We start from the raw sequence: 17,152 nt of genomic DNA on the forward strand, positions 1-17,152 counted from the left end.
ATGCCTATTTATATCCAAGACTGTGGTTTCCACTCAGCGCTAGGCTCAAGTATTACTGACATTCATGACTGCCTAAAAGGCGAACGTGAACCAAACATGATTGAAGTGAGTGATATGCTGAACGACGGCAAACACACTGTCGTTGGCAAAATCGCAGGTGAGCTACCAGAGGTTCCGTCCACTCTCGCGAAGTATGCCACTCGCAACAATCAACTGGCGTTATCAGCTCTCAATCAAATCAAAGACTCTATTGAGAAAGCAAAGTCACAATTTGGCGCAGATAGAATTGCTGTAGTAATTGGCACCAGTACTTCGGGTATCTCAGACGGTGAAGCGGCATTTAAACAAAAACTGGCAAATGGTGCATTTCCAGAAGATTACCATTACTCAAAACAAGAGCTTGGTGACACTTCTGAGTTCGTTAGCCAATATTGCGCGTTAACGGGACCAAACTATGTCATCTCTACAGCTTGCTCATCCAGTGGCCGCGTATTTCTGACCGCCCAACGCTTGTTAGATTCAGGCATGGCTGATGCCGTGTTAGTGGGTGGTGTAGATACCCTATGTAAGTTGACGCTCAATGGTTTCCATGGCCTTGAAGCCCTTTCAACCAAACATTGTAAGCCATTTAGCGAATCTCGGGATGGCATCAATATTGGTGAAGCAGCCGCATTTATGTTGCTCAGTAAAACTAAGTTCAAGCGTGCTCATTCTACTCAAAGCACACCTCAAGTTGCCTTATTAGGCTGTGGTGATAGCTCTGATGCACACCATATTTCAGCGCCTCACCCTGAAGGAAATGGCGCTGAACAGGCAATGAAAAAAGCCTTACATTCTGCACAGTTAAACGTAGAAGACATCGGTTATATCAATGCACATGGTACCGCAACGCCACTCAATGACTCGATGGAAAGTAAAGCCATTCATCGTATTTTTGCAAACAAGGTTCCCGTAAGTTCTACCAAGCCATTAACCGGGCATACTCTAGGCGCAGCAAGTGCGATTGAGGCTGCAATTGCTTGGCATATTTTGAAATATGACTTATCGCTTCCCTTACAAAAATGTCAGGATAAAGCTGAAGATATTGAGATTGATTTGGTAAACTGTTCACAGAAACTTAAAGCAAAGAACATCTTAAGCAACTCGTTTGCTTTTGGTGGCAACAACATTAGCCTGATTTTTGGTGTAGTAAATGACTGATATCCCTTCTGTAGACCAACTTCTCCCTCACGATGATCCGATGATATTAATCGATCGTGCTATCAGCGTAGAGGCGTTGTCGATCCACTGTCAGGTCGATATCGGTGACCATAACCTGTTCTTTAATGCCGAATCTCAAACAGTACCAGCATATGTTGGCATCGAGTTTATGGCGCAGTCTGTAGCGGCATGGTCTGGATACCATGCTCTGAAAAGCGGCACCACTCCCCCTATCGGTTTCCTACTTGGATCTCGTCGCTATAAATCACTGTGTGATGAGTTTACTCAAGGTCAGACCCTTGATATCTATGCTGAACAACTGATGGAAGACAGTGGCATGGCCGTGTTTACCGCGAGAGTCGAAGACCAAGGCGAGTTAGTGGCTCAATGCCAACTCAATGTCTACGTGCCAACTGAACAAAAATTACAAGAAATGAAAACTAGGAGCCCATCATGACCCGTCAGGTTTTAGTCACTGGTGCCAGCAAAGGCATTGGTAAAGCGATCGCTATTCAACTCGCGAAAGACGGATTTGAAATCGCCGTTCATTACATGGGTGACAAACAGGGTGCTGAAGAGACTCTACAATCGATCACCGAGCAAGGTGGCGCTGGACGTCTTATCCAATTTGATATCAGCAACCGCAGCGAATGTCGTGAAAAGCTAGAGTCAGATATTGCTGAACATGGCGCTTACTACGGTGTGGTAAACAACGCAGGCATTACTCGCGACACTGCATTCCCTGCGATGACAGAAGAAGAGTGGGATGGCGTGATCCACACCAACCTAGACAGCTTCTACAACGTACTTCACCCTTGTGTTATGCCTATGGTTCAAAAGCGTAAAGGTGGCCGTATCGTCACTCTAGCGTCTATATCAGGCATTATGGGTAACCGTGGGCAAACTAACTATGCAGCGGCAAAAGCGGGGGTGATTGGCGCAACTAAGTCTCTTGCTCTAGAGCTCGCAAAACGCAAGATCACGGTAAACTGTGTCGCTCCTGGCTTAATTGACACAGGTATGGTTGACGAGCACGTGAAAGATCATGCGCTTCCTCAAGTACCACTGCGCCGAATGGGTGAGCCGGAAGAAGTGGCAGGTCTAGTCAGCTACCTAATGTCGGATATTGCAGGCTACGTAACTCGCCAAGTGATTTCAGTAAATGGAGGCTTAGTATGACCCGCCGCGTTGTTGTAACTGGCATGTCTGGTGTTACTGCTTTTGGTAACGACTGGCTACAGATAGAGCCAAAGCTAAAAGCCTGTGAAAATGCGACTCAATATATGCCAAGCTTCGAGCAATATGACGGTCTCAACACTAAGCTTGCAGCGCCTATTGATGACTTCCAACTGCCTAAACACTATAAGCGTAAACAAGTACGTGGCATGGGCCGTGTATCACGCCTAGCAACGGTTGCTACTGAGAATGCATTGGAGCAAGCCGGCTTAATTGGTCACGATGTATTGACCAATGGTGAAACGGGTATCGCTTACGGCTCTTCAACCGGCAGTACTGATGCGGTTGGTGCGTTTGGTGTGATGCTGAATGAGAAGTCGACACGAGCAATCACAGCAACCACTTACGTTCAAATGATGCCGCACACAGCCGCGGTAAACGTAGGTCTATTCTTTGGTCTACGTGGTCGCGTGATTCCCACCAGCAGCGCATGTACTTCAGGAAGCCAAGCCATTGGCTACGCCTATGAAGCGATCAAGCATGGTTACCAAACCGTGATGGTTGCCGGTGGTGGTGAAGAACTATGCCCAACTGAGTCTGCCGTTTTCGATACCCTTTTCGCTACCAGTTTAAAAAACGACACACCCAAGAAATCGCCAAGCCCATACGACAGTGAGCGTGATGGCCTAGTGATTGGTGAAGGAGCAGGTACTCTGATACTTGAAGAGTACGAACATGCGGTTGCTCGCGGCGCAAAAATTTATGCCGAAATCATTGGTTTCGCTAGCAACTGCGATGCCGCCCACGTGACCCAACCTCAAATGGAAACCATGCAAATCTGTATGGAAAAAGCATTGAGAGACGCACAACTTCCAGCTGAAAAGATTGGCTATGTCTCGGCGCATGGCACTGCGACTGAAAAAGGTGACATTGCAGAGAGTAATGCAACAGCGAATATCTTTGGTGAAGTGCCAATTAGCTCTCTTAAGAGTTACTTTGGGCATACGCTTGGCGCATGTGGTGCGATTGAAGCATGGTTAAGCCTTGAGATGATGCACAGTGGTTGGTTCAGCCCAACCCTAAACCTAGAGAATGTCGATGAACAGTGCGGCAAGCTCGATTACATCACGGGCTCAGGTCGCGAACTGGATGTTGAATATCTAATGAGCAACAACTTTGCCTTCGGTGGTATCAACACCTCTATCATCTTTAAGAAAATCTAGGCTCGATAATGAAGAATGCATTAATCCTATTCGCCGTTGCGCTACTGGCTGGTTGTAGTGCTCCTAAATATTCAGGAAACGCACTGCCAGAAGCGAACAACATTAAAAACATCACCATCGTAGAAGACACCAAGACGCGCACTGTGTTTCTTGATTCGATGCTCGATTGGTGTTTGAACAATCAAGTTAAGTGTAAGGTTGTCGCAGACGGCTCTGAACACAAGCCTGAAGAAGTCACGCTAGATTACGTATCTCGTTGGAGCTGGGATTTGAGAACCTTTGTGGCAGACGCAAAGATCTCGGCTTATCAAGATCAACAGCGCGTTGGTAACGTAGAGTTTAAGGCGCCGAATAGCGGCAACTTTTCCAAGTTTGGTGACGATATGGAACGCATCAAAGCGATGATGGATATCTTGTTCGATAAGAAATCAGCCGCGCAAGCAACCCAAATGATTGCCGACGACCAGCTATAGCAAAGTTATTTAGACAATAAAATTTGAGACAAATAAAAAGGGTCAGTAACCAAGTTACTGACCCTTTTTTGAATCTAACAACTGCTCAATTAAGCGTTAGCTTCACGCTCTGCGATGAACTCAAGAGCCATCTTGATACGAGCGATTACGCGCTCTTTACCAACAAGCTCCATCACTGCATCAACAGAAGGAGACTGGCCACCGCCTGTTACTGCTACGCGAAGTGGCATTCCGATTTTACCCATGCCGATCTCTAGCTCTTCACATACTGCTGCAATCACACCGTCTTTGATGTTTGCCGTTGTGAACTCTTCAAGTGCTTCAACCTTAGCAAGCGCAAGCTCTAGTGGGCCTTTAGCAACACCACGTAGGTGCTTCTTAGCCGCGCCAGCTTCAAACTCAGAGAAATCTTCGTAGAAGTAACGAGACTGCTCAGCAAGTTCGATAAGCGTGTTACAACGCTCGCCAACTAGCTTGATCACTTCAGTGATCGCTGGGCCATTTGTTGTATCGATCTTCTGTGCGTCTAGGTGCCATTGTAGGTACTTTGCAACGTACTCAGGCTCAGAAGTCTTGATGTAGTGGTTGTTCAACCAAAGTAGCTTTTCAGTGTTGAATGCTGATGCAGACTTGCTGATTGCGTTCAGGCTGAAGAATTCAATCATCTCTTCTTGAGAGAAGATCTCTTGGTCACCGTGAGACCAACCTAAACGAACAAGATAGTTGTTTAGTGCGTTTGGTAGGTAACCTTCGTCGCGGTATTGCATTACTGATACAGCGCCGTGACGCTTAGACAGTTTCGCACCGTCATCACCTAGGATCATTGCACAGTGAGCGAAAGTTGGAACTGGCGCGCCTAGTGCTTCGTAGATGTTGATTTGACGAGGTGTGTTGTTGATGTGGTCTTCACCACGAACAACGTGTGTAATACCCATGTCCCAGTCATCCACTACAACTACGAAGTTGTAAGTAGGAGCACCGTCTGTACGACGAATGATTAGGTCATCAAGTTGGCTGTTAGAAATTTCGATGCGACCACGGATTTGGTCATCAAATACTACACTGCCTTCTTTAGGGTTGCGGAAACGGATAACGCACGCATCGCCTTCTTGTGCTGCTTCATTTGCTGCAATAATTTTAGGGTGGTTCGCATCGTAACGAGCCATCTCTTTGTTTGCTTCTTGCTCTGCACGAATTTCATCAAGCAGTTCTTTAGACGCGTAGCATTTGTATGCTTTGTCTTCAGCTAGAAGCTTATCAACCATTTCGTTGTAACGGTCAAAACGCTTAGATTGGTAGTAAGGACCTTCGTCCCATTCCATACCCATCCATTGCATGCCTTCTAGAATTGCATCAACCGCTTCTTGAGAGTTACGCTCAAGGTCTGTGTCTTCGATACGTAGAACGAATTCACCGCCTTGGTTTTTAGCGAATAGCCAAGAGTAAAGTGCAGTACGTGCACCACCAACGTGAAGATAGCCAGTTGGGCTAGGAGCAAAACGAGTTTTAACCGTCATTTAAATACCTTGATTATGTAGGTGATTCTTTTAGTGGAGCCTATTACAAGACCTGCAATAGTCAAACATCACTAAATTTTGGGCGCTATTTTATCACCACCGCTTAAATCTACAATCAGTAGTGAATGATTAATGCGCTGTTGTTGTACGAAAGCCGTTATTGAAAAGCCAATTACGCCCTTAAAGTCGTAAATAGATAGTCTTAGCCAGTAGATTATAGCCGCACATTCTTAATTTCCCTCTTCCATTCCAAACTGAAACCACCAGCTAGCACTCCACCAAGATCAAATTCTTGAATTTATGTTTGACCTTACCCTTACGGGAAGGTTTATGTTAGGCGTAGATGAGAATTGGAGTATCGATATGAACCACTACACAACGGCGCTCAACGGCCTAAATTGCATGGGTTGCGCGAAGAAAGTTCGCACACTGTTTAGCGATCTCGACAGCACGATGATTAATGACATATCGCCGACCTACATCGATATTTCGACTCCATTTAGTTACATTCAGCTCAACGAACAGTTAGCAACGCTTGGCTATTCTATGGGTAATCAGCTGTACCTTTCGCTATCCGGTCTGAGTTGCGGCAAGTGTGTGAGCAAACTGACTAAAGCGCTTGAACAAACTGAGCAAGCCTCAAACCTAGAAGTCAGTAAACAGGAATTATCACTGGTTACTCTGCTTTCTGAATCTGAGGTGATTAAGCTGGTCGAAAGCCTAGGTTATCACGCCGCTCCCTACTCTGAAGCAAATGAGCTCTCACCGAGTTCAGATTTAGAAGAAGATAAAAAATTAGATCCTACAGAAGCGACGCCAACTGACCCCGTTGCGAGTCAATACACTTACCACCTTGTCCTTGAAGGAATGACGTGTGCGAGCTGCGTTTCTTCAGTCGAAAAAGCACTGAAAAAAAACAAGTTCGTCGACCAAGCTCAGATCAACCTTGCCGAGCAAACAGCCTTGGTTTTCACCTCTAAAACAAGTGACCTCATCGAAAACGAGCTCATCCAATCGGTTAAAACTGCAGGTTATGGTGCCGAGTTTGTTGATGATGCGGCAACACAACAACAAAAACAGCAAGAGCAACAACTTCGCACTCAACAGGCCTTCCTGAAAAACTCAGTAAGTGCGCTACTGCTTGGAGCTCCGCTGATGGCTTGGGGTGTATTCGGCGGCAGCATGACCATTACTACATTTAACGACCAACTGGCTTGGGGATTAATCGGTGTGGTTTGTTTAGTGCTGCTGGCCACCTCTGGACGCAGCTTCTTCACCAATGCTTGGCAATCTCTGATGCATAAACGTGCGACCATGGACACACTAGTTGCTTTGGGTACAGGCGCAGCATGGTTCTACTCAATGTTGGTTGTGCTGATTCCATCATGGTTTCCAGAAGCCTCTCGCCATGTCTACTTTGAAGCAAGCGCGATGATAATAGGCCTTATTTCTTTGGGTCACTACATCGAAGCCAAGGCCAAAGCACGCACTACGAAATCGCTACAAGCACTGATTAATTTACAGCCTCAAAAAGCGATGGTTATCGTCGATGGCAAAGAGCAAATCATTGCTGTAGAAGCTATCCAAGTGGGTATGCAGATACGTGTCAAACCGGGTGAGAAAGTACCGGTTGATGGCGTTGTGGTATCAGGTGAGTCTTACATCGATGAATCTATGCTAACTGGTGAGCCGCTTCCCAACGTAAAATCAGTTAATGATGGCGTTTCTGCAGGTACCATTAATGGTGATGGCAGCTTAATTATTGAAGCGACAGGAATTGGCTCAAGCACTATGTTGGCTCGCATTATCCAGATGGTTCGCCAAGCACAAAGCAGTAAACCTGCAATTGCGAAACTAGCCGATTCTATATCTGCCGTTTTCGTACCCGTTGTAGTCGCGATCGCTGCCATTGCCGCCTTAGTTTGGTTTTTTGTTGGCCCACAACCAAGTGCAAGTTACATGCTTGTGGTATCCACGACTGTGCTGATCATCGCTTGTCCGTGTGCCTTAGGCTTAGCCACTCCACTTTCTATTACTGTCGGTGTCGGAAAAGCTGCTGAGTTTGGTGTTCTAATCAAAGACGCCGATGTATTGCAGTCAGCGAGCAAAATTGATGCTGTGGTATTTGATAAAACGGGCACCCTAACCCAAGGTAAACCAAGCGTTCAACAGGCCTTTTACCCTAATCTAACGGAACGGGAATTACTGGCTTACGCTTATTCCGTGGAAGTAGGATCTGAGCACCCACTCGCCAAAGCTGTTTGCCAATATGCCGAGAACTTAGAAGTTTCAGCAATCCCACACAGCGACTTTGAAAACAGCCGCGGCCTTGGCGTACAAGCCAACATTATCGGAAAACACGTTCAAGTCGGTTCGCTGAAATACCTAACACAATTAGGCGTAAATACAGAAATTGGCACAGATTTCATCGAGCTTTGCCGTACACAAGCATGGACACCCATCTTCGTAGTCATCGACCAAAAACTGGAAGGCATATTAGGCATTTCAGACGCGTTAAAAATAGATAGCAAACAAGCTATTGCTCAACTAAAATCCGCCGGAATTCACACTGTGCTACTCACTGGTGACAACCACTCGGTTGCTCAAGCGATTGGCAAAAGCGTCGGTATCGATGAGGTTATCTCTGAAGTACTTCCAGAGCAGAAGGCGCAACATATTGTTCAGCTTCAACAACAATATAATAGTGTAGCCATGGTTGGAGACGGTATTAACGATGCACCAGCACTGGCTCAAGCCGATATAGGTATTGCCATGGGCAGTGGCAGTGATGTGGCGATCGAGAGTGCACAAATGACACTCCTCAACTCGTCGCCACTGTCTGTAAGCAACGCGATCGAGCTATCTCAAGCGACCGTAAGAAACATGAAGCAAAACCTGTTTGGGGCCTTCATCTACAACTCGCTTGGCATCCCTATTGCTGCCGGTGTGCTCTACCCGTTTTTTGGATTTCTGCTTAGCCCAGTAGTTGCAGGAGCTGCTATGGCGATGTCGTCAATTACTGTGGTAAGCAATGCCAACAGGCTGAGATTGTTCAAGCCCACTCATTCTAATATCAATAAAAACCATATTCATGAGGTTAACCATGATTCGTAAAGTTATGACTCTTACTGCACTCGCTGCAATTTCAGGACAGGCTTTAGCTACTGATGTTCTAAACCATAAATCTCCATATTGCGGCTGCTGCACAGAATGGACAGAGCACATGCGTGATGCTGGCTTCGATGTAACAGAGAAACTCCACGATGATATGAACCCAATCAAGCAAAAGCTAGGCGTAACACCTGAGCTAGCATCTTGTCACACAGCAGAGATTGACGGTTACGTATTTGAAGGGCATATCCCAGCAGAAGACGTGAAAGCCTTTTTAGAAAACCCACCACGTAATGCGATTGGTTTGGCGGTTCCGGGCATGCCAATGGGCTCACCGGGTATGGAATATGGCGATAAGAAAGACGAGTACTCTGTGTACGCGTTTAATGATAAGGGTCAGGTGTTTGAGTACCGTCACTATAAAGGTAACTAGAGTACCAATTCACCTACGGTAGAATTGAAAGCATAAAAATAGAGCCTAGTATCAAGCAAACCCAAGACTGTGGTTTGCTTACTAGGCTCTTTGCTTTTGGACAGTAAAGCAAATCTTGTCGCGGTACCAACCGGGCTGTTAGTACCGCTCAATCCCCTCGCTCATTCACGAAGGAAGTGCTTAGGCAAAAGTTATTTAGCGGATAATCTCATTGACTAAGCCACCAAATAAATCAGCTTAGAAGCCGTAAGAAGCACCGAATACGAATGCGTTGTTTTCGTTGTCAGCTTGGTTACGGTACTCAAAGTAAGGTTGAACGCCTTGACGAGTCCATGTAGCACGAAGCTCGTGGTCCATCTTATTGTCGCCCTCGTTAATTACATATACGTTGTTGTAGCTTACAGCTAATTCAGCATTTACTGCGTAGCCGATACGGTTATCAAAACGAGTTTGGTCGTCAGCATTGCTGTCTTCCATTGCGTGGTAACGAGTACGGTTGCTGATAGAAATACCGTTGTCGAAGTTGTAACCGATCTTAACTAGTGGACGGTACTGAACCGTTTCTCCGTTGTTTAGTAAGTGGTGGTAACCAGCAGCAACCCATAGGTTGTCATTAATGTTGTACATCTGCTCAACACCTAGGGTGATGTATGGAGAGTTACCTAGACCGCTATCTTGGATTGCGTCATTGTCGTACTTACCGAGAGAGATACCATCGAACTCTGTTAGTAGTGTTGTACCTGAATCAAACGTATGACCAGCTTCTAGAGTAGACGTAGCGCTTGGTTGGAAATCAGAGTGAAATTGAACGTTACCTGTAACGTAAGAAGAACCAGCAAAAGCACTAGAAGCGAAAGCAAGAGAAAGAGCACTTAGAGCGATAATTTTTTTCATAGTAAACTGCCTTAGTTTGATTTTTTCAGCGGTATATCTTCGGTATATCATTCACCTTCACCGCTTGAGTAATTGGTCGCCTCCCTGGCATGAAATCTATGTTGCTCGAATTAATTTGCGTTTCAAAATAAAAGGACCAACAGAGTGATCCCTCTCACTATCAAAAAAAGACAAGTTATTTAAAACTTTAAAATCAACAATTTAAAAACATAAAAATTGATAAAAAACTCAAGATGGAAAAATATACAGATCGGGATCACGTTATTTCACGAAGAAAAATTAGATTTAGATAGTTGAATCACATCTGATTTAGAGTTTTTTATTGGAGACTTATTTTTTGAAGAGAATAATGAGAGGCTCGTCACTTTTGGGATTAAAGTCACCTTATGTGCATTGTTGACGATATAAACAAACAAGATTTCTATATGTTTCAGTTTTGGATAGGCACCTAATTCGCAGTAAACAAAAAGAGCTCCTGTTTTATCTTGAATAAGATAAAGGCCAGGAGCTCTTCTACTAATAGTGCTTATCGATTATTTAACTGAGGTCACTCGACTTACTTTCTCACCACTTTCTGAAATAGAGCGGATGTAAGTCTCACCAGAAACTGATGGACGTTGTTGCTCATCGTATGTTAGCCAGTTTTCGCCATCAGCAGAGTATTGCAGCTCTACACCTGGGAATTGAACGTTCATCGCTAGCTTACCGTCAACAACCTTCGCACCTGGAACTGGTAGTCGGTAATCAATACCCGCTTTTTCTAGCTTAGCTAGCTCACGTTGACCAAGAATATTCGCGAAGCGATTAAAGTCGCTGTTCAACGCTTGCTTATTCACTAAGTTAGTTTCTTGAGAGTATTCAACACCAACCTTGTAGTCGTTTTCCCACTCAGCTCGGTGCCATGCACGCTCTGCTGCTGCCAATACGCGAGGGAACACCATGTATTCATATTGCTCGTCAGTACGTACTGTCTCTGACCAAAGTTGAGCTGACAAACCGTAGAAAGGTTTCGCTTCAACCTCACCTTTACCTGAGAAACCATTACCATCACGGTCTAATGATGTTTCTGCGTTTTGTGGCATGTTTTCTGGTGCGAAACTAAACATCTTACGAGTATCGGTTGCACGTGTTGCCCAGTAGTAACCGCGCTCAGCTGCATCAACTTCGTATGGCATATCCATGTATACGTAGTCTGGGTTAGAGACAATCACGTCATACCCTTTTGCTGACCAATCGTATACTGATGAAGTTCCGCCCCAGTAAAGAACGTCCCAGAAGTTCACGCGAGTGCTTTCGGTTGCAAATGCTTCTTCACCTTCGCTGTATTTCAGACCATCTTGCCATGCTTGGAAGTGTGGAATACCCTTCTCAGCAACAATCTTAGAAACCTGTTCTGCGAAGTGGCTTGGTAGATGACCGAAATCGCTTACAGTACCATCAGCGATCAATGACTGACATTGTGGTGATTGTTGGAACGGCTTATCTTGCTTAGACAAATCGATATTGCCTTTCCAAGCCACTTTATCTTCTGCATTAATATCTTGTAAGCCTGCGCCTAACTTGATGTTTTTCGCTTCATCGCCACCAAAGTGCCAAGTCGTTAGCGGAACACCCGCTTCTTGGTGCATTGCTGCCACTTCAGAGATCACTTTATCAACAAAGTGCGTCGAAGATTCCATACATGGGTTAATGAAGCTTTGCTTATCGTAGAACTGAACCGTGGTTACGTTCGATGTATCTTGTGGATCCATCAAGCGGTATTCGTTCGCTTCTGCTTCTTTGCCTTCCGCCATGAGACGAGTGTAACGCGCTTCCATTGATACCACAGCTGAACGAGCGTGTGCTGGCATATCAATTTCAGGGATAACTTCGATGCTGCGCGCTTTAGCGTAGCTTAAGATCTCGACGTAATCCGCTTTACTAAAGAAACCAGAGCCAAAGTTGTCTGTTGTTGGACCAGAACCTAGCTGAGGCAGTAAGCAGCTTTGTTCATCCAAATCAAAACAACGATTAGACCCTACATCCGTTAGCTCTGGTAAACCTGGAATTTCTAAACGCCAACCTTCATCATCCGTTAGGTGAAGGTGCAGTTTATTCATCTTGTATGCCGCCATTTGATCTAGCGTTGCTAAGATGGCATTTTTTGAGTGGAAGTTTCGAGCAACATCCACCATCACACCACGATAATCAAAGCGCGGCGCATCTTTAATTGACAGTTGTGGTAATGATTCAGCGTTCTGACTATCTATTAGGCCAAAAATAGACTGAACTGCGTAGAAAGCGCCGGTTTTATCAAACGCTTTAATCGCAATCCCCTCTTCCGAGATGCTTAGTTCATAAGCGCCAGATTTCGCTAAATCACCCGTAAACTGAGTAGGAACAACAGCGACACTTACAGGAAGGTCACCACTCACATCTACGTTTACCACATCTGCACGTTCTTCAATTGCAGCGAACTGATCAGCGTCGAATGCGTCTTTTGGTAAAGCAATACCACCAGCAATACTTACTGAACCTTCACCCGCTTCTACCGACATTGGTGTTGGCAATAGCGTTGTTGATACATCTTGAGTTGCTAGATCAGCATTCTTTTCAAAACGCGTCACCGCTGTCGCCATTACGTTGTTATCATCAGGCGTACGCTTAAGGTTATTACCCTCAAGGCCGGTTACGAACGATGCAACATCTTCTGTATTCAATGATGCAATCATCTTAGGTTCTGCGTTTGGCGCCGTCACGAATGCACCTGGCATAAAGTCAGTTTCAAACAGTTGCCAGTATTCACTCGTTAACGGAAGAACCACTTCTTCACCAGCCGCAAAGCCGTCAAATTTTTCAGTAGGCTCTAGCTTGTGAAGGTCACCAGTAACGCGAGTGATCTTAAATTGCTCATTATCAACATCTAAAATAAGACGAATACTGTGGAAGTAGATGCTCCAATCTTTAGAGTCAATCGCTTCACCGTCATTGGTTAGCGTCATGTTCACTTTATTACATGACGCCCATTCAGCACCTAGGTCCTGACAAGCCAAGCCTTCATTCGCACCATGGTTAGTTAGAATTTCGTACTGAACATCAAGATTGTCAGCCAGTGCATTCACTACTTTTTGTTCTGGTGCTTGCGTTACTGCACAACCTGTTAGGCCAGCCAATACCGCTACAGATAGTAAGTTTCTCTTCAACATCGTATTCACCCATAAATTAAAAATTGAGTAAGAAGCAAAATGGAGCGCTTCGAAAGTTAGATAAACTATATGGGCTTATTTTTTACCGTGAATTAAATCGAGCTAATAAAGTGATCGGCTTCAAATCTCAAAAATATTGATAAATTTAATTTAAATAAAATCATCAAGTTACAAGCAACGGCACTTCCGTCATTTTAATTTTGACGTAAAATTTGAGAAATGAATCACAATCTTTTTTACCGATTTCATAAAATCGTGTCATTGGTAGTCAGAAAGGATTTAGAGTTTCAGCGTATTGTTATACTTTTCGTACAAACAACGTGACATTGTTCTCAAAAAAAACCGTTAAAAAACTCCGTCAAAATCATTTTTAACGAGTTACGTCTTCCTCTAGGAGCTCTCTTTGCGTACATTCTTATACTTAACGTTACTCGCTCTTACCTTTACGACTAAGCACGCTTTAGCAGAACCTCTGTATTGGCAAGCCAAAAAAGATGACCTGACCTTAACAATTTTAGGTTCTGTACACGTTGGGGATGAAAGCATGTATCCACTTCCCACGCAGATTACCGACACATTAAAAGAGAGCGATGGCCTAATCATCGAAACGGATATCAGGAAATCCGAAGGTGTCGTATACCCGGCTACAACAGTTACCACGGCTGATGTGCTCAGCGCAGAACAAAAGCAGTTACTAACAAGCATTTCAAAATCTTTGGGGATGCCGACTCAGCAACTATTGAGCTCTCCACCTTGGGCGACATCTCTATCGATACAAATGCAGCAATTAAAGAATCTCGGCTATGGCTCGGCGGGCGGTGTAGACGCAACATTAGCCTATAAGGCAACCATACAAGACGTTCCGGTGATCAGCTTAGAGCCTCTACAATTTCAAATTGACCTAATCGCAGGACAAAAAGATTCGGGTAAAGAGTGGTTGTTGACTAGCCTTGAAGAATTTGACCAAACGGACCGTGTCGTGCATTGCCTCATTGAAAGCTGGAAAGCGGGCGATGAGTCCAAACTTGAGGATTTTGCGGAATTGTCTGAAATGCCAACCGAGCTTGAGAAAGCATTCCTAACGGATCGTAACGTAGACTGGGCAAATAAACTATCATCCAATGACTGGAAACTCGATACGAAAGGACACTACTTGTTAGTCGTCGGCACCTTACACCTAATTGGCGAAGGTAATCTTTTGCAGTTGTTAGAAGATAAAGGGTTCAGTGTGACGCAACAATCAAAGAGCCAAAAAGCACAGTGTCAGTTTGAAGATCACTAGTTAATTTTGATGCCATGACTTTTTCATTATAAAAGCGTTTCCTTAATAACAGACATTTTACATTTAGCAACGCTATAGTGGTGCTATCATCTTTCGCTCTTTTTATAAATGGTGTTGTTCTAATGAAACCAGTACTTTTCGCTTTTCCTCTAGCCTTTGCCGTCCTTATGCCTACAGTAGTGTCTGCCAAAGAAACTTGTACGGTAGAACAATTTCAAGCTATCGACATTCAGCCAGATACAAAGGGTGGTGTGATAGATAAAGAAAGTGGGCAATTTCTCATAACAGAGAAGCCGCCAATGCGATGTGCGACGATAACATTCATAACATCGACAACGAGAAACCGCATCGCCAGCCAAATGAATGGAAACTTTGAAGCAAGCTTCTACGATAATCAAACTGGGAACTCTAGTTCGGCTACGTTTAATGAAGATGAAGTGAAGGCGGGTTACATTCGAATTGGTCCAAATAATCCAGCAGAAGCTTATGTTTGTTTTGTTACTTCAGAGACACCGATCAAAGACATTACTTGTGACGTCAAATAAATCAGCTGAGTAACAGATAAAAAAACAGGGCTACGGGTAAGATCCATTTTCCGCATAGCCCTATTTTGCTGCTTACTCGGTTATTTAAAGAATGTCAGTGCTCGCTTCCGAATAACGTGCAATGATTGGGTTTTGCATTGCATTAGGGTCACCAGGCGACCACATACCACGTTTCATTCCTTTAACGATTAAATGAATCACTGCCGCATCTATCGCAGACATTACGGCAATATTCACTGGTTCATTTTGGCTGTAGCCCATCTCAACTTCTAACAACTCTTTATAGTCAACAAAGCGAAATGCACCGAAGCCGATCTCATGAGAGGAAATGGTTTTAGTAGTAGTGACACTCAAAAGAACTTGCCCAGTTCGAACATCGACGGCTCTCAAATTCACCGTGACTTGATCCGTTCTGTACTGCCCAGAACCACCAATACCTAAATACTTAGCGCCTGCCCCTCCGGTAACAATATTTGAGTCATAAGCCACAATCCCGCCTTCGATAACAATGTTAGCGGAACTCAAGGATGACAAATCCGCACCATGATTATTCACGACTTTGTCTTTTTTCTGAGCTGCACGAATGATCTTACGTTCAGTCAACAAGTTCTGTAGCCCTTCACGTTCTAGAGGGACGAACCATTGTGAATCAATCAATGCTGTCGTGAGTAGTGACGTACCGCCCTGTGGTACAGCCGTCGAGAAGTTACTGTTTGGCTGAGGTTTGTATTGCCCCGTTTGGTCTCTAAAGTCATAGACTGAGACCAATATCTTACCGCGAGGCTGAGGTAATGAAATGAGATCGGTGTAAGTGGACCCTCTCGGCATCAGTTTAGGCGTTTCAGAAGTCTCTGGAATTTGCATAGAGTAAGTGCATCCCCCTAACACGAAGGTTAGAAAGACGATAATAATCGTTTTCATAACACAATCCTTGTGATTAGAGGTCTGGATTTAATCCCGATACGCTGATTTCAGTTGACTCACCCGTCGCTTTGTCGACGATTTGAACCAATAACGTCCCTGAGTCATCAACGATGTTGAGAAAGAAGTCTTCCGTTTCTAGTTGCCCAGTATTGCCATTACCCACGTCAGCAAGCAATTGGCTAATCAGGCGAGACTCTAAGCTGGAGGCTAAACGATCTAATGCTGATTCTTGTTCATCAAAAATATCCCTAGCACTTGGATCTTCGTAATCATTGATAGCGTTAGCGTGATTAAATAGGTGAGAACTGTTTAAAGCGTTTCCACCGAAACTTGGGTTTACGGGCGTATAAACTAATTCGCTCGCGTAAATCGAAGGGGAAGCTAACAACGCAATAAGCGCTGCCTTTCTGAAAAGTATCGACATCCTTGGCTCCTTAAAATTCATCATGGTCTAGGTCGTAAGTATCCTGAAAGAGCCTTTCCGCTTGCCATCTAATGATGTAATTCCCTACAACTCGTGTTGCATCAGCGGCTCGTTCTTTTGCTTGTCTACGACCGGGGGACAACGCTGTACGGAAGATCGGTTTTCTAGAGTGTTGAACCTCTATGATGCTTCCTGATAAAGCTGTTGGCCTCTCTTTTACCGTCAAATTTTCCTTTAGGTCGGGATAACTCTCATTAAGTGATTGCGAGAAGAAGAAATAGAAATCATCACCTAAGCGTGTGATTGTTCTATCCACTATGATTCCGTTCACTTCACTAAAGTCGTTAAACTGTTCCTTCAGGTTATTTGTCGAATCCTCAAGTTTTGTTCCATTTTCCAAAGGAGCGCCATTTTCAAGACCATGGCTCTTTTCGCCTGCGTTAACAACACAAGACAATAGAGCAATTGTAAGCAGCTTGATTTTCATAAGGGCCCCCATTCAAAGTCCATTTACAAAATGAGAATGTGATTCATCGAAACACAATTAAAGACTAATTCATGCCCCCAGTAGCATATATAAACTTTTGGATTAATTTACAAGATGATTTAATTAACTAATGGAGGGATAAAAAAGCCAATTACTAATTAAACTCGTCATATGCAATTAAATATTTTTACCTTTAAGTTTATAGATGATATTCACCTGTGAACCTACTATTTCGACATGCTAGTGAGTTACACGGCGTTCAACAAGGAATATATTAT

15 protein-coding genes are annotated in these 17,152 nt (G+C 44.3%); 9 read left to right on the plus strand and 6 right to left on the minus strand.

Annotated elements, in window-relative coordinates:
* The 5 genes from F0228_RS20380 to F0228_RS20400 are packed head-to-tail and all read left to right on the plus strand — an operon-like array spanning window position 1 to window position 4,072.
* Window positions 1-1,200 (plus strand): beta-ketoacyl-[acyl-carrier-protein] synthase family protein, encoded by a 1,200-nt coding sequence (locus F0228_RS20380; RefSeq protein ID WP_171731510.1) that lies wholly within the window; start codon window positions 1-3, stop codon window positions 1,198-1,200.
* Window positions 1,193-1,657, plus strand: a complete 465-nt coding sequence (locus F0228_RS20385; protein ID WP_008218193.1) for a hotdog family protein — start codon at window positions 1,193-1,195, stop codon at window positions 1,655-1,657. The genes F0228_RS20380 and F0228_RS20385 overlap by 8 nt, the downstream gene beginning before the upstream one ends.
* The gene (locus tag F0228_RS20390; protein WP_171762714.1) at window positions 1,654-2,379 is read left to right on the plus strand and encodes a 3-ketoacyl-ACP reductase FabG2; all 726 of its coding nucleotides are present in this window, start codon (window positions 1,654-1,656) and stop codon (window positions 2,377-2,379) included. Before F0228_RS20385 ends, F0228_RS20390 begins: the two co-directional genes overlap by 4 nt.
* Window positions 2,376-3,599, plus strand: a complete 1,224-nt coding sequence (locus F0228_RS20395) for a beta-ketoacyl-ACP synthase (RefSeq protein ID WP_102424522.1) — start codon at window positions 2,376-2,378, stop codon at window positions 3,597-3,599. The genes F0228_RS20390 and F0228_RS20395 overlap by 4 nt, the downstream gene beginning before the upstream one ends.
* Window positions 3,600-3,607: 8 nt before the next feature.
* Window positions 3,608-4,072: an Sbal_3080 family lipoprotein gene (locus F0228_RS20400; protein ID WP_171731511.1), complete on the plus strand. Its 465-nt coding sequence runs from the start codon at window positions 3,608-3,610 to the stop codon at window positions 4,070-4,072.
* An 89-nt stretch (window positions 4,073-4,161) separates the two neighbouring features.
* Here the strand turns inward: F0228_RS20400 and gltX are convergent, their stop codons facing one another.
* Window positions 4,162-5,589 carry a glutamate--tRNA ligase gene (gltX, locus tag F0228_RS20405; protein ID WP_008218185.1) on the minus strand — a complete coding sequence of 476 codons (1,428 nt, stop codon included), beginning with the start codon at window positions 5,587-5,589 and terminating at the stop codon, window positions 4,162-4,164.
* 300 nt (window positions 5,590-5,889) lie between these two features.
* Here gltX and F0228_RS20410 point away from each other — a divergent pair, with 300 nt between their 5' ends.
* Entirely contained in the window at window positions 5,890-8,703 is a 2,814-nt protein-coding gene (locus F0228_RS20410; RefSeq protein WP_171762715.1) for a heavy metal translocating P-type ATPase, read from the plus strand.
* On the plus strand, window positions 8,693-9,133 hold the full coding sequence (locus tag F0228_RS20415; RefSeq protein WP_171731512.1) for a DUF411 domain-containing protein: 441 nt from the start codon (window positions 8,693-8,695) through the stop codon (window positions 9,131-9,133). The genes F0228_RS20410 and F0228_RS20415 overlap by 11 nt, the downstream gene beginning before the upstream one ends.
* Window positions 9,134-9,370: 237 nt before the next feature.
* On the opposite strand, the gene F0228_RS20420 is transcribed toward F0228_RS20415, so the two are convergent.
* Window positions 9,371-10,027 carry an oligogalacturonate-specific porin KdgM family protein gene (locus F0228_RS20420; protein WP_171731513.1) on the minus strand — a complete coding sequence of 219 codons (657 nt, stop codon included), beginning with the start codon at window positions 10,025-10,027 and terminating at the stop codon, window positions 9,371-9,373.
* A gap of 533 nt (window positions 10,028-10,560) precedes the next feature.
* Complete coding sequence (locus tag F0228_RS20425) at window positions 10,561-13,212, minus strand: beta-N-acetylhexosaminidase (RefSeq protein ID WP_171762716.1); 2,652 nt, start codon at window positions 13,210-13,212, stop codon at window positions 10,561-10,563.
* A 403-nt stretch (window positions 13,213-13,615) separates the two neighbouring features.
* Between F0228_RS20425 and F0228_RS20430 the strand changes: the two genes are divergently transcribed.
* Together F0228_RS20430 and F0228_RS20435 are read left to right on the plus strand one after the other, a co-directional pair.
* Window positions 13,616-14,494: a TraB/GumN family protein gene (locus F0228_RS20430; protein WP_105059142.1), complete on the plus strand. Its 879-nt coding sequence runs from the start codon at window positions 13,616-13,618 to the stop codon at window positions 14,492-14,494.
* Window positions 14,495-14,616: 122 nt separating this feature from the next.
* Entirely contained in the window at window positions 14,617-15,039 is a 423-nt protein-coding gene (locus F0228_RS20435; RefSeq protein ID WP_105059141.1) for a hypothetical protein, read from the plus strand.
* An 84-nt stretch (window positions 15,040-15,123) separates the two neighbouring features.
* Here the strand turns inward: F0228_RS20435 and F0228_RS20440 are convergent, their stop codons facing one another.
* The 3 genes from F0228_RS20440 to F0228_RS20450 are packed head-to-tail and all read right to left on the minus strand — an operon-like array spanning window position 15,124 to window position 16,874.
* On the minus strand, window positions 15,124-15,960 hold the full coding sequence (locus F0228_RS20440) for a CsgG/HfaB family protein (RefSeq protein ID WP_061034136.1): 837 nt from the start codon (window positions 15,958-15,960) through the stop codon (window positions 15,124-15,126).
* A 16-nt stretch (window positions 15,961-15,976) separates the two neighbouring features.
* Window positions 15,977-16,387: a curli assembly protein CsgF gene (locus F0228_RS20445; RefSeq protein ID WP_004739781.1), complete on the minus strand. Its 411-nt coding sequence runs from the start codon at window positions 16,385-16,387 to the stop codon at window positions 15,977-15,979.
* A gap of 10 nt (window positions 16,388-16,397) precedes the next feature.
* Window positions 16,398-16,874: a curli production assembly/transport protein CsgE gene (locus tag F0228_RS20450; RefSeq protein WP_162884285.1), complete on the minus strand. Its 477-nt coding sequence runs from the start codon at window positions 16,872-16,874 to the stop codon at window positions 16,398-16,400.
* Window positions 16,875-17,152 lie beyond the last annotated feature (278 nt).

This window comes from Vibrio sp. 99K-1 (genome assembly GCF_013114585.1).
Taxonomy (GTDB): domain Bacteria; phylum Pseudomonadota; class Gammaproteobacteria; order Enterobacterales; family Vibrionaceae; genus Vibrio; species Vibrio chagasii_B.

What these genes read in the sequence shown, in the direction of transcription:
- F0228_RS20380 (WP_171731510.1), top strand. Translation starts at nt 1, where the DNA reads ATGCCTATTTATATCCAAGACTGTGGTTTCCACTCAGCGCTAGGCTCA.
- F0228_RS20385 (WP_008218193.1), top strand. Translation starts at nt 1,193, where the DNA reads ATGACTGATATCCCTTCTGTAGACCAACTTCTCCCTCACGATGATCCG.
- F0228_RS20390 (WP_171762714.1), top strand. Translation starts at nt 1,654, where the DNA reads ATGACCCGTCAGGTTTTAGTCACTGGTGCCAGCAAAGGCATTGGTAAA.
- F0228_RS20395 (WP_102424522.1), top strand. Translation starts at nt 2,376, where the DNA reads ATGACCCGCCGCGTTGTTGTAACTGGCATGTCTGGTGTTACTGCTTTT.
- F0228_RS20400 (WP_171731511.1), top strand. Translation starts at nt 3,608, where the DNA reads ATGAAGAATGCATTAATCCTATTCGCCGTTGCGCTACTGGCTGGTTGT.
- gltX (WP_008218185.1), bottom strand. Translation starts at nt 5,589, where the DNA reads ATGACGGTTAAAACTCGTTTTGCTCCTAGCCCAACTGGCTATCTTCAC.
- F0228_RS20410 (WP_171762715.1), top strand. Translation starts at nt 5,890, where the DNA reads ATGTTTGACCTTACCCTTACGGGAAGGTTTATGTTAGGCGTAGATGAG.
- F0228_RS20415 (WP_171731512.1), top strand. Translation starts at nt 8,693, where the DNA reads ATGATTCGTAAAGTTATGACTCTTACTGCACTCGCTGCAATTTCAGGA.
- F0228_RS20420 (WP_171731513.1), bottom strand. Translation starts at nt 10,027, where the DNA reads ATGAAAAAAATTATCGCTCTAAGTGCTCTTTCTCTTGCTTTCGCTTCT.
- F0228_RS20425 (WP_171762716.1), bottom strand. Translation starts at nt 13,212, where the DNA reads ATGTTGAAGAGAAACTTACTATCTGTAGCGGTATTGGCTGGCCTAACA.
- F0228_RS20435 (WP_105059141.1), top strand. Translation starts at nt 14,617, where the DNA reads ATGAAACCAGTACTTTTCGCTTTTCCTCTAGCCTTTGCCGTCCTTATG.
- F0228_RS20440 (WP_061034136.1), bottom strand. Translation starts at nt 15,960, where the DNA reads ATGAAAACGATTATTATCGTCTTTCTAACCTTCGTGTTAGGGGGATGC.
- F0228_RS20445 (WP_004739781.1), bottom strand. Translation starts at nt 16,387, where the DNA reads ATGTCGATACTTTTCAGAAAGGCAGCGCTTATTGCGTTGTTAGCTTCC.
- F0228_RS20450 (WP_162884285.1), bottom strand. Translation starts at nt 16,874, where the DNA reads ATGAAAATCAAGCTGCTTACAATTGCTCTATTGTCTTGTGTTGTTAAC.